We start from the raw sequence: 14613 nt of genomic DNA on the forward strand, positions 1-14613 counted from the left end.
GCCCCCGCTAGAGTTTCACGAAACGCTGGATCTTCCGCGCCAGCCAGCCACTGAACACCAACGGCGCATCCAACGCGGACACGCAGATGCAGGGAACCCCGGGCGCAGTCACCGGCTGATGCTCCACGTCTTCATCCAGATCCGCCACGTCGCCGGGCGCGAACAGCCCCAGCGCATCGTTGTACGAGCCCCGCAGGATCTGGGTCAGCTCGCTGCGGCCGTGGCTGTGCATCGGCAGGCACTTGCCAGGGGCGATCTTCAGCATGATCAGCGAAGGCATCTGCTCTGCACGGATGCAGTGCACACCCGGCGCCATCCAGCGCCAGCGCAGGCCACTGAGCGACGCACCGAAATACGGGTGAAGCGAAGCAGGAAGATGGTCCGGATCGGCCTCGGGTCGCTCCTTCGGCACGGGGCGTGCGACCCCAGCCATGGCCATCGGCGCTTCCGCGGCCAGTTGCATCAGCATCGCCTCACGCAGCTGTTCGCGTCGCGTGTCGGCTGCGGGTGGCTGGGTCTGCTCCAGCAGCACCGAGCCGATCGCCTCTGCGTCGCGCAGGCGGTGACGGCAATGCGGGCACTGCTCCAGATGAGCACCGGCCACGATGCTCAATGGCGCCGGCAGCGCGCCGGCGGCATAGCTCATCAGGGTGGATTCATGCAAGTGGTGATGCGGGTTCACGACGCACCTCCCACTTTGGCCTGCAGTTGCAGAAACGCGCGGCGCAGGTGTGATTTGACCGTCCCCAGCGGCATGCCCAGCGCCTCTGAGATCTCGCTGTGGCTCTTGGCCTCGAAATAGGACATCCGCACCAGCCGCGCCTGCACCGCGGGCAACTCGTTGATGCGCTGGCGCAGCCGTGCCTGGTCTGCGAACTGCTCGGCGCTGCTGCGCTCGATCACGTCAAGTGTGGCAGCATCCTCCACCGCTGACTGCACCTGCATCCAGCTTCGCTCGCGACGGATGCGATCGATATGCAGGTTCCGCGCAATCCGGTACAGCCACGTACTCAGCGCGCCCTGGGCCGCATCGTAGTCGGCCGCTCGCAGCCACAGGCGCAGCAGGCATTCCTGCGCCAGTTCCTCGGCAACCGCATCCGGTGCACCCAGGCCGCGCAGGTACACGCACAATCGCGGCATGAAGTAGTCGTAGATCCGCATGAAACAGTCGCGGTCGCGCAGCCGCGCCACGCCGTCCATGTCACCGGCCCAGTTCGTCGGCTCGCTGCTCGGCTGCTGGGAACTGGACACGGTGCGTGCGCTATCGAAGTTGAGGAGTGTGCTGGCGGCGTCAGGGTACATCTGGGTTCGCGGCGGGCGGGTGAAGGTCTGTCCTCTGTACGCGCAGGGGCAGCAACTGGATGCAGCCGGCGCTGTGCATCCAACCGGCCGCCGCTGCCGTACGCCCTGAGCCCTCCCTTCCGGATCACGACCCATGCGCACTGCCTGGCTGCTGCTGTGCCTGCCTCACGCCGCGCTGGCGGCACCCTGGCTGCGAAGCGAGGGCGTGGCCACCTCCGCGCAGGGCGGCATCCTCTACCGTGAAGTGCACTGGCGGCGCGAGGCAACGGAGGGCGCCGAGCGCTGGGTGCTGTACCAGTGCCCGGGCGGTCAACCCTTCGCCCGCAAGCATCTGCCCGCCAGCGCCCGGCCGCAGGCACGGGGCTATTCGCTGGAGGACCGCCGCAGCGGCCAGACCGCCGAGGTAGACGCCACTGGCGACTCAGTGTCGATTGCATGGAAGGAGGATGCCGCCAGTGAGCTGCGTCGGCGCCAGCTTGAACTGCCGCCGGATGCGGTGATCGATGCGGGGTTTGATGCCGCGGTCCGCCTGCACTGGCCGGCGCTGCTGCGCGGCGAACGCGTCAGCCTGCCGTTCCTGGTGCCAGGGCGGCAGCGCTACTTCCCGGTGCAGGTGCGGCGGTCGGGCTCCATTCGCTGGCAAGGCATCGACGCCCAGGCGATCGAGGTCAGTCTGGACACCTGGTACGGCGGCATCGTGCCGCGCCTGTCGCTGGTCTATGCCAGCGCCGACCGCCGCCTGCTGGAATTCCGCGGCACCAGCAACCTGCGCGATGCCCGCGGCAGCTACCCGCAGGTGACGGTGCGCTTCAGCTCGCCAGCTGCCGAGCGACCGGCAGGTGACTGGCAACAGGCGTGGGCGCAGCCCCTGGTCGAGCGTTGCACCGTGACGCCCAGGTGAAGCGAAATTTAGTTCGAAGTGGCGCATCCATTGCGCGCCCTGCTGCGTAAAGCAGGACACGACACCCGCCGAGATCCGCCATGGCCTCTGTAGCGCCCCTCCCCCGTCGACGCTGGCGCCTGCTGCGTACGTTGCAGCGGTGGGTCGATACCAGCAATGCCACAGAGAGCACCGGCGAACAGCCAGGACGCATCGACTGGATGCGCGCGGTACCCTTTGCACTGATGCACCTGGCCTGCATCGCGGTGATCTGGGTAGGCGTGTCATGGACGGCGGTCGTCATGGCCACGGTGCTTTACGCAGTGCGCATGTTCGCCATCACGGCGTTCTATCACCGCTACTTCTCGCACCGCACCTTCCAGGCATCGCGTCCGGTGCAGTTCGTGTTCGCAGTCATCGGCGCCTCCAGCGTGCAGCGCGGGCCGCTGTGGTGGGCTGCCCATCATCGCCACCACCATCGGCATGCCGACCAGCGGCTGGACCCGCATTCACCGCGCGAAGGCGGCTTCTGGCGCAGCCACATGGGCTGGTTCCTCACCCGCGAGGCCTTCGCCACCGATCTGTCGCGGGTACCTGACCTGGCGCGCTTCCCCGAACTGCGCTGGCTCGACCGCTTCGATACGGCAGTGCCGGTACTGCTGGCCGCAGCGCTGTACGCGCTGGGTGCTGGACTGGAACGCTGGGCGCCCGACCTGCAGACCAATGGCCCGCAGCTGCTGGTGTGGGGCTTCTTCATTTCCACCATCGTGCTGTTCCATGCCACCGTCACCATCAATTCGCTGGCGCACCGCTTTGGCCGCCGCCGCTTCGAGACCCGCGACGACAGCCGCAACAACCTGTGGCTGGCGCTGCTCACCTTCGGTGAGGGCTGGCACAACAACCATCATTTCTTTCCCGGCACTGTGCGCCAGGGCTTCCGCTGGTGGGAAGTGGACCTGACCTGGTACGGGCTGCGCGCGATGGCGGCGCTGGGCCTGGTCAAAGGGCTCAAGCCCATCCCCGAGTGGGTTCTGGCCAAGGCGAGGTACTGAGATGCGCATCGCGGTCATCGGCTCGGGTATCGCGGGGCTGGCCAGTGCCTGGTGGCTGGATGGCCAGCACGACGTCACGCTGTTCGAGGCCAACGATTACCTCGGCGGGCACACCCATACCCACGACGTGCAGGTGGCGGGCAGAGGCATGGCGGTGGATACCGGTTTCATCGTCTTCAACCCCCAGCACTATCCCTTGCTGACGGCGCTGTTCGACGAGTTGGGCGTGGCCTCGCAACCGACCACGATGAGTTTCTCCATGCACAGTGAGCGCAGCGGTGTGGAGTACAACGCCACCTCGCTGGATGGGCTGTTCTGCCAGCGCCGCAATCTGGTATCGCCGCGCTTCTGGGGCATGCTGGCCGACCTGCGCCGGTTCTATCGCGACGCGCCGTTGCTGCTGGCCGAAGAAGACGGTCCCACGCTCGGCGAATACCTGCGCAGCCAGCGCTATGGCGAGGCGTTCATCGACGAGCACCTGCTGCCGATGGCCTCGGCGCTGTGGTCCTCGCCGACGGCTACCGTGCAGGCGTTCCCGGCGCGCTACCTGGCCCAGTTCATGGCCAATCACCAGATGCTGCAGATGACCGGGCGGCCAAGCTGGCGGGTGGTCAGCGGGGGATCGACGCGCTACGTGGATGCGCTGCGTCGCCGCTGGCGTGTGCATGAGCGGCTGCAATGCCCGGTCAGCAGGGTCGAGCGCATGCCCTGGGGTGCACGCGTGCACAGCAGCGCCGGCGTGGAGGCCTTCGACGAAGTGATCCTGGCCTGCCACAGCGACCAGGCACTGGCGTTGCTTGCCGACGCAGATGCCATCGAGCGTGAGGTCCTCGGCGCCATCCGCTATCAGTCCAACGAGGCGGTGCTGCATACCGATGCATCATTGCTGCCGCGCAACCGCAAAGCGTGGGCGGCCTGGAACGCGCACGTGCCACAGGATCGCGCGGCGCCCTGCACGGTCAGCTACTGCATGAACCTGCTGCAGGGCCTGCCGGGCGACATCCCCCTGGTAGTGACCCTCAACCGCAGAGAGGCGATCGATCCGGCCAAGGTGCTGCGGACCCTGCAGTACGCGCACCCGGTACACGACCACGCTGCAGTGCGCGCACAGCAGCGCTGGGCGGAACTGCAGGGCCGCCGCCATACATGGTTTGCGGGCGCCTATTGGGGCTGGGGCTTCCATGAGGATGGCATCCGCAGTGCCCGCCGCGTGGTCGAGGCCCTGCAAGCCTGCGCTCCACATCGGCTGGCATCCGCCTCGGATGAGGTGGCGGCATGAGTGCCAGCGCACTCTACATCGGGCAGGTGATGCATCGCCGGCATCATCCGCATCCGCATGCGTTCCGTTACCCGGTTGCACAACTGCTGCTCGACCTGGATGAACTGGAGACCGTGTTTGTCGGTCGCTGGCTGTGGTCGGTCAATCGCCGCAATCTGGCCGAATTCCGCCGCAGCGACTACTTCGGCGACCCCGCCCGGCCACTGGCCGACGCGGTGCGCGACCACGCTGCAGGCACGCTCGGCTACCGGCCGACCGGGCCGGTGCGCCTGCTCACCCATCTCCGCTTCGCCGGGCATGTCTTCAACCCGGTCAGCTTCTACTACTGCTACCAGGCCGACGGCCGCACGCTGGACTGCATCGTCGCCGAGATCACCAACACGCCCTGGAAGGAACGACACACCTATGTGCTGCCGGTCACTACCGCCACGCACGAAGGCAGTTCACTGCGGTGGCAGTTCGACAAGTGCTTCCATGTCTCGCCGTTCATGCCGATGGACTGCCGCTACGACTGGCGGTTCAACCGCCCGGACCAGGACCTGCGCGTGCACATGCAGGTCTGGCGCGACGGCGTGCGCCAGTTCGATGCCACCCAGGCCATGCAGCGACGTGCCCTGGATGGCCGCGGACTGGCCCGGGTTCTGGCCTGCTATCCCCTGATGACCACCCAGGTGGTGGCCGCCATCCACTGGCACGCACTGCGGCTATGGCTGAAGCGCAACCCCGTACACGACCACCCCACCCTTGCCGGGAAACCGCGATGAACTCGATGACACCTTCGGTGGCCCTGCCGCGCCCCGGTGCGCTGGACGCCTTCCTGCGCCGCCGCCTGCTGGCGCAGCTTGCCCCCCTGCGCGACGGCCGCCTATGCGTGCGCGATGCACTCGGCGAAGTCTGGCTGGGCGACGCCCGTGGCGAACTGCATGTCACTGTCACCATCAATGACCCCGCGTTCTATCGCAAGGTTGCTGCCCAAGGCAGTGTGGGCGCAGGTGAGAGCTATATCCAGGGCGAGTGGCACTGCGATGATCTGGTTGCCCTGATACAACTGCTGGTACGCAACCGCGAACTGCTGGACGGCATGGAGCAGGGCCCGGCCCGTGTGGCTGGCTGGCTGCTGCGCGGATGGAACCGGCTGCACCGCAACAGCCGTGAGGGCAGCCGGCGCAACATCGCCGCCCACTACGACCTGGGCAACGATTTCTTCGCCCTGTTCCTGTCGCCTGACCTGATGTATTCGTCGGCGCTGTTCACCGGCGAATCCGAATCGCTGGAGTCCGCCTCGCGCCGCAAGCTGGACCGCATCTGCCAGCAGCTCCAGCTCAAGCCGGGCGATCGCGTGGTGGAGATCGGCACCGGCTGGGGTGGTTTTGCGCTGCACGCCGCGCAGCACTACGGCTGCCACGTCACCACCACCACCATCTCCGCCGAGCAGCACGCGCTGGCTGCCCAGCGCGTGCAGGCAGCGGGCCTGCAGGACCATGTCACGCTGCTGATGCAGGACTACCGCGACCTGCAGGGCCAGTTCGACAAGCTGGTATCGATCGAGATGATCGAAGCCATCGGCGCGGAATACCTGGACACCTACATGGGCACGCTGCAGCGACTGCTGAAGCCTGATGGTGTTGCCCTGCTGCAGGCCATCACCATAGAGGATCATCGCTACGAGCAGGCCCGGCGCAGCGTCGACTACATCAAGCGCTATGTGTTCCCGGGCAGCTTCATCCCATCGATCAACGCGATCATGGCCGCCAAGACGCGTTCCAGCGACCTGCAGCTGATCGCCCAGCAGGACTTCGGCCATTCCTACGCGCTGACCCTGCGCGCCTGGCGCCAACGCTTCCTTGCGCAGCTGCCTGCCGTGCAGGCGCAGGGGTTCGATGCCCGCTTCTGCCGCCTGTGGGATTTCTACCTGGCCTACTGCGAAGGCGGCTTCCTGGAGCGTTCGATCGGCGTCTCGCATCTGTTGTTGGCGCGCCCGGGCCATCGGCCCGCGGGCGCACCGGGTGAAGGCAACTGAAATGCGCCGGTTCTGGCCCAATCTGCTTGGCAACCAGCTGGTATGGCTGTGCGCGGTAGCCGGCGCGGGCCGCGGCTGGCAGTGGCCTGCGTTGCTGGCCGCATCGCTCTACATCGGCAGCCAGCTGCTGGCGTCGGCGCATCCGCGACTGGACCTGCGGCTGCTGGTGCTTGCGCTGGCCTGCGCCTGGCTGGTCGATGCCACTGCGGCCGCCAGCGGCACCGTGCGCTACGCCGCTGCCCCGCCGGGGTGGGCGCCACCGCTCTGGATCATGGCCTTGTGGGCGGCATTCGCCATGACCCTGACCACCTCGATGCGCTTCCTTCAGCGACACCCTGCCCTGCCGCCTCTGTTCGGCCTGCTGCTGGCGCCACTGGCCTACCTGTCGGCCGCGCGTGGATTCGATGCAGTGCAGTTCAACAGCCCGATGTGGCATGGCGTCCTGGTGCTGGGCGCAGGCTGGGCCATTGCGCTTTCCCTCTTGTGCCGCGCCGCCCGTGGCTGCCCGCGTACCACGCCACAACCACCTATGGTAGGAGCGTCATCATGATCAACCTGCTCTGGGTGCTGCTCTACACGGTACTGGTGATGAGCTGGGGCTGGGCCTGGCAGCGCCGCCACCACAACATCGGCGTTGTGGACGTACTTTGGGCCAAGGGCGTGGGCGCCGCCGCGCTGCTACTGGCGTTGATGGGCGAGGGTGCGGTCACGCCACGGGTGGCGCTGGCTGTGTTCGGTGGCCTGTGGGGCGGTCGCCTGGCCCTTCATCTCTGGCACCGGGTCCGGCACGAAGAAGAGGACGGGCGCTATCGCTACCTTCGTGAGCACTGGCAGGGACACCAGGGAAAGATCTTCGGGTTCTTCATGGCACAGGCACTGCTGGTGGTGCTGTTTGCCCTGCCCTTCGTCGCGGTCGCCGCCAATCAAACCGCAGGCACGGCACCCTGGGTGATAGCGGCTGCGCTCGTCTGGCTGCTGAGCGTGGGCGGAGAATCGCTGGCCGACCAGCAGCTGGCCCGGTTCCGCGCCAACCCGGCGAACAAGGGCCGCACCTGCCGTGATGGACTCTGGCGGTATTCCCGCCACCCCAACTACTTCTTCGAGTGGCTGCACTGGTTCACCTACGTGCTGCTGGCCGTCGGCTCCCCGCTGTGGTGGCTGGCCTGGCTCGGCCCCGTGCTGATGTATGTGTTCCTGCGCTATCTCAGCGGCATCCCGTTCACCGAGAAGCAGGCCCTGCGCAGCCGCGGCGACGACTACCAGTCCTATCAGCGCAGCACGCCGATGTTCTTTCCCTGGTTCCCCCGCCCTTCCAAGGAGCATTCCGCATGAACGCGATCCCCTCACTGAATCCTGCCGAAGACGCGGAAACCGGGCTGATCGCCTGGGCCGAACGCGGGCTGGTCCCCGATGCGGCGCTGCGTGCGGGCATCCGCCGCTTGTGCGCGCGACGCCTGCATGAGGAAAGCGAGGGTGGCATCGAAGGCCAGTCGGCGCGCTTCAGCCGGCGCATCGCCGAGCTGGCCGACAGCCCACTCGCATTACACACCGATGCAGCCAACCGACAGCACTATGAAGTGCCAGCAGCCTTTTTCCAGGCCTGCCTGGGCAAGCGACTGAAGTACAGCAGCTGCTACTACCCCACCGGGCGCGAAACGCTGGACCAGGCGGAGGACGCGATGCTGGAACTGTACGGCCAGCGCGCAGGCCTGGCCGATGGCCAGCAGATTCTCGAACTGGGATGCGGCTGGGGCTCACTGACCCTGTGGATGGCAGAACGCTACCCGCAGGCCAGCATCACCGCCGTTTCGAATTCGCACAGCCAACGCCAGCACATCATGGCGCAGTGTGAAGCCAGGGGGCTGCGCAACGTCGAGGTGATCACCCGCGATGTCAACCAGCTTGAGCTACCCACGGCACGCTTCGACCGCTGCGTGTCGGTCGAGATGTTCGAACACGTGCGCAACTACGAGCGCCTGCTGGCGCGCATCGCGCAGTGGCTGAAGCCAGACGGTGCGTTGTTCGTGCATATCTTTGCCCATCGCACGCTGATGTACCCGTTCGAAACCGAGGGTGGCGACAACTGGATGGGCCGCCATTTCTTCACCGGCGGACTGATGCCGGCCGCCGATACCCTTCTGCATTTCCAGCGCGACCTGCGGCTGGATCAGCGCTGGTTGCTGGACGGCACCCACTACCAACGCACCGCCGAGCACTGGCTGGCCAATCAGGATGCGGCACGCGACCGGGTGATGCCGATACTGGCGGCGACCTATGGGCCGGCGGCTGCGCGCATCTGGTGGCAACGCTGGCGGATGTTCTGGATGGCGTGTGCCGAGCTGTTCGGCTACGACGACGGCCAGCAGTGGCTGGTGGCCCACTACCTGTTCCGGCCCCGCTGAGGTGTGACATGCGAAAGTTTCCACTGCTTCCCCTGATCGCGATCGGCCTGTTCGGTTCCGGCTGCAGCTCCAGCGACACGCGCCCACTGCCGCGTCCGTCATCGGTGGATGTGCCGCGTTTCATGGGTGACTGGTACGTGATCGCGCATATCCCATCGCGCCCTGAACGCGAGGCCTTCGACGCCGTGGAGAGCTATGCCCTGCGCTCCGATGGGCGCATCCAGACCACCTTCACCTATCGCAAGGGCAGTTTTGATGCGCCACAGAAGTCGATGCACCCCATCGGCCGTGTCGAGAAGGAAGGCAATGGCGCGATCTGGGGCATGCAGTTCATCTGGCCGATCCAGGCTGAGTACGTGATCGCCTGGCTCGACGAAGGCTACCGCCAGACCATCGTGGCGCGAAGCAAGCGTGATTACGTCTGGTATATGGCCCGCACCCCGCAGGTGTCGGACAGAGACTACCAGCAGGCAGCCGAGCGGATTGCGGCGATGGGTTACGACACCCGCACGCTGAGGCGGGTGCCGCAGTCGGTGCGATGACACCGCACCCTCGTCCCCGGTGGATCGTCCTGGAGCAACAATCGATCATCAATCATTGCAACGTGGTGCTTTCACCATGCGCCCTTCAGATGCGATGCTGGGCAAGCCAGCAGGGTCTGAACGGATACACGATCGATGGACAGCACTCCGGACAATACCATCACAGCCTCCTGGAATGGCTTCGTCGTCCGGCAGATCCTTCCGTGCGATCTCGACCTCATCTGTGCCCACCGTGAAGCGATGTTCCGTGAAAGCGGCCGGAGCGAAGAGGTCCTGCAGCAGATGGTAGCCCCGTTCCGTAGATGGCTGGAGCCGCGCCTGATGTCGGGCGACTACTTCGGCCATGTCCTTTCCGACAATGGACAACCCATCGCAGGCATCGGCCTGATGCTGATCGACTGGCCGCCCCACCCCGCCCATCCAGAGCAGGACTCGCGCGGCTACGTACTCAATGTCTACGTGGAGCCCGGCTACCGGCGTCGCGGCATCGCCCGCCAGCTGATGAAGCTGGCCGACCACGCGTTCGCCGGGCGAGGGGTGGCCTACGCGGTGCTGCACGCTACCGCCCAAGGGAAGCCTCTGTATGCCGATCTCGGATGGGCTGCGACCAGCGAAATGGCCCGCGACCTGCGCAGCGGGGGCGACGTGCCCTGAAGGGCCTGACTGTGGCCTGACGATCCACTGCATCAATCGGCAACACTGGATTGATGGATCTTGCACATCGACCCTTAGGAATAATCGCAAAAATCCAATAAATTCGATGCTCGACGCGACAGCAGCGCCAGAATGATCGCCACGCCCTTCGGGCGCCGATCACCTCCCAGCGCATGAATGGATACCCTGCACCGCGCCGACTGCGGCTGGCACTCCTCGACGATCACGAAGTCGTCCGCCGCGGCACCGTCCTGCACTTGTCCCGCGACAGCCGCTTCGACATCGTCGCCAGCCACACCCGCAGCGATGAGCTCGTTGGCAGCCTGCGCCGGCTGGCAGTGGATGTCGCCATCATCGATCTCACCCTGGCGCCCGGCGACCGCAGCAGTGATGAACTGGTTTCTCTCCTGCGCGAGTGCTTTCCTCATGTCCCCCTGCTCGCCTTCGCCACGCTGACGCCAACCACCCGCATCGACCACCTGCTGACGGCCGGCATCAGCGGCGTGGTCAGCAAGTCCGAGCCCCTGGAGATGCTGTCTGAAGCCATCGTGCGCATATCGCAGGGACTGTGCCGCCTGCCCGCCGATTGCCTGTTCCCGGCCAACCGCGAGGAACTCAGTCGCAACGAACGCGAAGTGCTGGACCTGCTTCTGGCAGGCCTGACCGTCTCCGAGATCGCGCTGCACCGCCACCGCAGCGTCAAGACGGTCAGCACCCAGAAGGTCGCCGCCCTGCGCAAGCTCGGGTTGCGCAATGACGTGGAGATCTATGCACTGCGGCGGCAGCTGGGGGTGCGATGAGGCGCCGCGTTCGTCTCCGTCTGCGCACTTCGTGCACCTTGCTGCTGGCCCTGATCCTGCTGCCCGCAGCCTCCGCCGAGGATGCGCAACTGCAGGAATGGTCCGCCGGCCGCGAAGTGCGGGTTGCCACCGCGCCATCACTGCGCCCGCTACCTGCAGCGCTGGAGGATTCACGCACGCCCCCTACCCTCGCCCATGGTTATGCCGACCTTGTCGCTCAGCATTCCGGCCTGCGCTTCCGCGATCTCACCTACACCAGCACGAGCGCGGCGGTCGCTGCCGTCTGCCGGCACGAGGCTGACCTGGTGCTGGTCATGGGCAATCCTTCGCATCGCCCGCTTCCTTGTCCCGACCTGATGGCATCGGGCGCTTTCCATGGCGGCAGGACGGTGATGGCCTCGCGTAAAGGCGAGCGCCCACCCCGTGACGTCACCGGGGTGAGGGCGGAGGTGCTGGCCGTCGTTGACGGTGGCCCCTATGCCGACTGGCTGGCGACCCACCATCCTCAAATCCACCTGCTGCACCTTCACGACCGCCATGCGGCGCTGGCCGCCGTGGAGAGCGGTATCGCCGATGCGGCCATCGGCCTGGAAGCAACGCTGCAGTCGATGATCCGGCAGCACTTCGCGGGCAACCTGCAACTGCACCCGTTCGACAGCGATTTTTCCACCGATCTGCACCTGTTTGTCCGCCGCGAGGACCAGCAGCTGCTGGCGCGCATCGATCAGGCGCTGCGCGCCATCACGCTCGAAGAGCACGCAGGCCTGCTGGAGTTGTGGGCACAGCAGATGCTGCCCGCATCCATCGAGAGCACACTTGACCAGATGCGCCTCCCGCTCCTGCGATGGCTGCTGTGTCTGGCCACGGCACTCATCGGCCTGCCCGTGCTCTGGCAGGCGCTACGTTGGCGAATCGGCCGCACGGAACGCCGCCTGGGGCGCGCGGCGGGGATGATCAGCCATGAGGTGCGCAATTCCGCGCAGACGATTCTGGCTTCGATCGACCTGCTGAGCCAGTCACACCTGCCCAAGGGGCAGCGCGAACTGCTCGCGGCAGCGCTTGCTGCCGGCCAGTCGCTGCGCAGGCTGCTCGATCGCTCACTGGCGTTCTCGCGCCTTGCCAGCGGCAGCTTCAGGCCGCATCCCGTGCCCTGTGACGTCGGTCAACTCTGTGCCCGTGCACTGGAAGCCATCCGGCCGGAGGCACTACGGAGAGGCCTGTCACTCCAGCTCGATCGCACGCCTGATCCAGCGCCGGTGGTCGCGCTGGATGCTGATGGACTGCGACAGATTGTCGACAACCTGCTGGGCAATGCATTGAAATTCACGGACGTCGGTGGTATCGAAATGCGCCTGCAACTATCGCCCGCCCTGTCTCCCCGGGAGCTGTTGCTGGATGTGATCGACAGCGGCATCGGCATTGCGCCCGCTCAACTGGCGCTTCTGTTCCGGCCATTCCAGCAGAGCGAGGATGGCCAGAGACGTGGCGGCACCGGGCTGGGCCTGACGATCGCGCGCGAACTGGCCGTTGCCATGGGCGGCAACCTGACCGCACACAGCGTGCATGGGCGCGGCAGCCGCTTCACCCTGCGATTACCGGTCCGCGCCGTCCACGGCGATCCGCCACCCATCGAGCCGCTGCAGCAGACACCACTGGCCGGCATCGACCTGCTCCTGGTCGAAGATCATGCACTCAGCCGGCACATCGTCGCAGAGCAGCTGCGCCGGCTGGGTGCGGATGTACGCGCGGTTGCCGATGCCGACACCGCATTGGCCGAGCACGCGCTACGACCGCGCGCCACGGTCATGCTGGACATCGGGCTTCGCGACTCGGATGGCTACGCTCTGGCGCAGCAGCTGCGCGCGCAGGCAGAGTCCCCCCTGCGAGTGATTGCCTTGTCCGCCCGCATGGGGCGCCGCCATGCGGCGCGCTGCCGAAGAGCCGGATTCGACGCCATCCTGGTCAAGCCATTGCAGGTTGCGAGCTTGCTGCAGGCGCTGGGCCTTCCGCCCCCGGCGCACCGTACTGCGCCCGATGACGCCCCTGGCGTCGAGCCGGATTACGCTGCGGACATTGCCTATGAGCTGGCCAGGATCGAACAGGCCGTGCACGACGTCGATGCTGCGACACTACGCCACCATGCGCACCGCCTGCAGGGCACGCTGCAGATGTGCCGGGCAATGGATCAGGCCGGCATGGCGGCCGCTCTGTGGGAGATGGGGCATGAGGCCGCGCCCGACTGGGTCCAGGCGCGGCGGCTGCTGCAGGGATTGCAGCAGTGGCACGGCTCCCGCAGGGCGGAAGCCGCACCATCGGCCTGATCAGGCCGCCAGGCGCTCGACCTGGCGACGGGTCAGGTCATTGAAGCGCCCCAGCGACATCAGGTGCTGATGGATCAGCGCCAACCAGCCGCTGCGGTGCCACTCGACCACGGTCGCTTCCGGCAGCGCCACGAACTTCTCCACGTCCACCACCAGGAAGCCGTTGAGATTGAACTCGCGGCCATCCGGGGTACGCACGGTGGCATTGCGCTCGACCAGCAGGCCGTTGTCGATCAGGGCCTTGGAGAAGGCCTGGGTCTGTTCATGCTCGCGGGTGTACTGGCCGCAGAACTCCAGCGCCTGCTGCACCATGTCGGTGGCCTTGCCGTCCACGAACAGCGGCTGGCCTTCGTCACCGCCCTTGACCACGCGCGAGCTCTCTTCGTCGATGCCCAGCAGGAAGTCGTTGTCCGCACCGGTGTCGATGAAGATGAAGGGGTGGCGACGCAGATAGGCCGGAATATAGGCCTCGTCTTCCCACAGGCCGTCCTTGATGAACAGGTTCTGGTCGGAAACACCAACGGCGGCCATCGGCACGGCGGTCGGGCCAGCGAACAGGATCGGGAAGTGGTGCAGGGCCAGCGAGAACTCGCCCAGCACCAGCGGAATGGCGTTGTTGCCGGCGGCAAACTCGAGCTTGCCCGGCAGGATGCGCAGATCGGCATGCACATCGGCCTGCAGCGGCACCGGGCGGGTGTAGAACAGGGGGGCGCTGCTCGGCGCCGCTTCGGTGGTGGTGTCGCTGGTGGTCGTCATCTTGGGAACCGTTCGATCATGCGCGCCTGCCATCCCGGGCGCGCCAGCGGGAACAACCTGAATCCCGCATTATCAACAAGCTCGATGACAACGGCCACCCTACCGACGGCCTATTTCAGTTGCAGGGGGTAGCGCTGCCAGAGCACGTGGACCAGGAAACCGGCCAGCTCGGTGTCGCGCGCGCTGACTGCGGCGCGGATCTTGTCCAGCAGCACCATGTCCGAGCAGGAGCGCACATCGGCGTAGTTGGCCTGCCCTGCCCGGCGCGCGCGGTAGCGCGCGGCCCGCTGCGCATCACTCATGGCGTACCCGAACTTGGGCGGACGACCGCGCTTTCGCGGCAGGGTCAGCTCCAGGGTTCCGGGGTCTTTGTCATCACGCATGAGAGGGGTGCGGGCGGCGGCGAGCAACGGGGGGTGCGCAATTTATCGTGAGGCATCACTTTAATCCAGCCTTTTCTGCAGTTTTGTTGCGATGCAATGCAAAAAATCGCATGCCGAGGGCTCCATCCACGCATGGCGTGGATCTACTGCGGAATCGCCGCGCCTTGTGTGGATACGGAAACCCGCCAACTCCCAGTAGATCCGCGCCATGCGTGGATGCGC

The 14613-nt window shown here is 66.3% G+C and carries 16 protein-coding genes; 12 read left to right on the forward strand and 4 right to left on the reverse strand.

All coding sequences use genetic code 11. The features are described 5' to 3' along the window. Positions 1–7: 7 nt before the first annotated feature. On the reverse strand, positions 8–682 hold the full coding sequence (locus tag N5D45_RS01950) for a ChrR family anti-sigma-E factor (protein ID WP_019337473.1): 675 nt from the start codon (positions 680–682) through the stop codon (positions 8–10). Continuing rightward, on the reverse strand, positions 679–1302 hold the full coding sequence (locus N5D45_RS01955; protein ID WP_019337472.1) for a sigma-70 family RNA polymerase sigma factor: 624 nt from the start codon (positions 1300–1302) through the stop codon (positions 679–681). Before N5D45_RS01955 ends, N5D45_RS01950 begins: the two co-directional genes overlap by 4 nt. Before the next feature lie 133 nt (positions 1303–1435). On the opposite strand from N5D45_RS01955, the gene N5D45_RS01960 reads away from it, so the two are divergent. The 12 genes from N5D45_RS01960 to N5D45_RS02015 all read left to right on the forward strand — a co-directional run bounded on the left by N5D45_RS01960 (position 1436) and on the right by N5D45_RS02015 (position 13252). After that, on the forward strand, positions 1436–2203 hold the full coding sequence (locus tag N5D45_RS01960) for a hypothetical protein (protein ID WP_019337471.1): 768 nt from the start codon (positions 1436–1438) through the stop codon (positions 2201–2203). Between the two features lie 80 nt (positions 2204–2283). Beyond that, positions 2284–3234, forward strand: a complete 951-nt coding sequence (locus N5D45_RS01965) for an acyl-CoA desaturase (RefSeq protein ID WP_228355329.1) — start codon at positions 2284–2286, stop codon at positions 3232–3234. A 1-nt stretch (position 3235) separates the two neighbouring features. Then, entirely contained in the window at positions 3236–4513 is a 1278-nt protein-coding gene (locus tag N5D45_RS01970; RefSeq protein ID WP_228355328.1) for an FAD-dependent oxidoreductase, read from the forward strand. Continuing rightward, entirely contained in the window at positions 4510–5277 is a 768-nt protein-coding gene (locus N5D45_RS01975; protein ID WP_057502826.1) for a DUF1365 domain-containing protein, read from the forward strand. Before N5D45_RS01970 ends, N5D45_RS01975 begins: the two co-directional genes overlap by 4 nt. Further along, the gene (locus N5D45_RS01980) at positions 5274–6533 is read left to right on the forward strand and encodes a cyclopropane-fatty-acyl-phospholipid synthase family protein (protein WP_049409825.1); all 1260 of its coding nucleotides are present in this window, start codon (positions 5274–5276) and stop codon (positions 6531–6533) included. Before N5D45_RS01975 ends, N5D45_RS01980 begins: the two co-directional genes overlap by 4 nt. 1 nt (position 6534) lies before the next feature. After that, positions 6535–7083, forward strand: a complete 549-nt coding sequence (locus N5D45_RS01985) for a DUF2878 domain-containing protein (protein ID WP_228355327.1) — start codon at positions 6535–6537, stop codon at positions 7081–7083. Next, positions 7080–7865: a DUF1295 domain-containing protein gene (locus tag N5D45_RS01990; protein ID WP_228355326.1), complete on the forward strand. Its 786-nt coding sequence runs from the start codon at positions 7080–7082 to the stop codon at positions 7863–7865. Before N5D45_RS01985 ends, N5D45_RS01990 begins: the two co-directional genes overlap by 4 nt. Further along, positions 7862–8935 (forward strand): cyclopropane-fatty-acyl-phospholipid synthase family protein, encoded by a 1074-nt coding sequence (locus tag N5D45_RS01995; protein WP_019337465.1) that lies wholly within the window; start codon positions 7862–7864, stop codon positions 8933–8935. The genes N5D45_RS01990 and N5D45_RS01995 overlap by 4 nt, the downstream gene beginning before the upstream one ends. A gap of 8 nt (positions 8936–8943) precedes the next feature. Then, positions 8944–9477 (forward strand): lipocalin family protein, encoded by a 534-nt coding sequence (locus N5D45_RS02000; RefSeq protein WP_279938406.1) that lies wholly within the window; start codon positions 8944–8946, stop codon positions 9475–9477. A gap of 135 nt (positions 9478–9612) precedes the next feature. Beyond that, on the forward strand, positions 9613–10131 hold the full coding sequence (locus N5D45_RS02005; RefSeq protein WP_228355325.1) for a GNAT family N-acetyltransferase: 519 nt from the start codon (positions 9613–9615) through the stop codon (positions 10129–10131). Between the two features lie 173 nt (positions 10132–10304). Beyond that, the gene (locus N5D45_RS02010) at positions 10305–10931 is read left to right on the forward strand and encodes a response regulator transcription factor (RefSeq protein ID WP_010485807.1); all 627 of its coding nucleotides are present in this window, start codon (positions 10305–10307) and stop codon (positions 10929–10931) included. Further along, positions 10928–13252 carry an ATP-binding protein gene (locus N5D45_RS02015; protein WP_228355324.1) on the forward strand — a complete coding sequence of 775 codons (2325 nt, stop codon included), beginning with the start codon at positions 10928–10930 and terminating at the stop codon, positions 13250–13252. Before N5D45_RS02010 ends, N5D45_RS02015 begins: the two co-directional genes overlap by 4 nt. Here N5D45_RS02015 and N5D45_RS02020 read toward each other — a convergent pair whose 3' ends face one another. Together N5D45_RS02020 and N5D45_RS02025 are read right to left on the reverse strand one after the other, a co-directional pair. Beyond that, positions 13253–14008, reverse strand: a complete 756-nt coding sequence (locus tag N5D45_RS02020; protein WP_010485810.1) for a SapC family protein — start codon at positions 14006–14008, stop codon at positions 13253–13255. It lies immediately after the preceding gene. Between the two features lie 110 nt (positions 14009–14118). Beyond that, positions 14119–14391, reverse strand: a complete 273-nt coding sequence (locus N5D45_RS02025) for a hypothetical protein (RefSeq protein WP_228355323.1) — start codon at positions 14389–14391, stop codon at positions 14119–14121. Between the last annotated feature and the right edge of the window lie 222 nt (positions 14392–14613).

Source organism: Stenotrophomonas sp. GD03819 (assembly GCF_029841665.1).
Lineage (GTDB): Bacteria > Pseudomonadota > Gammaproteobacteria > Xanthomonadales > Xanthomonadaceae > Stenotrophomonas > Stenotrophomonas geniculata.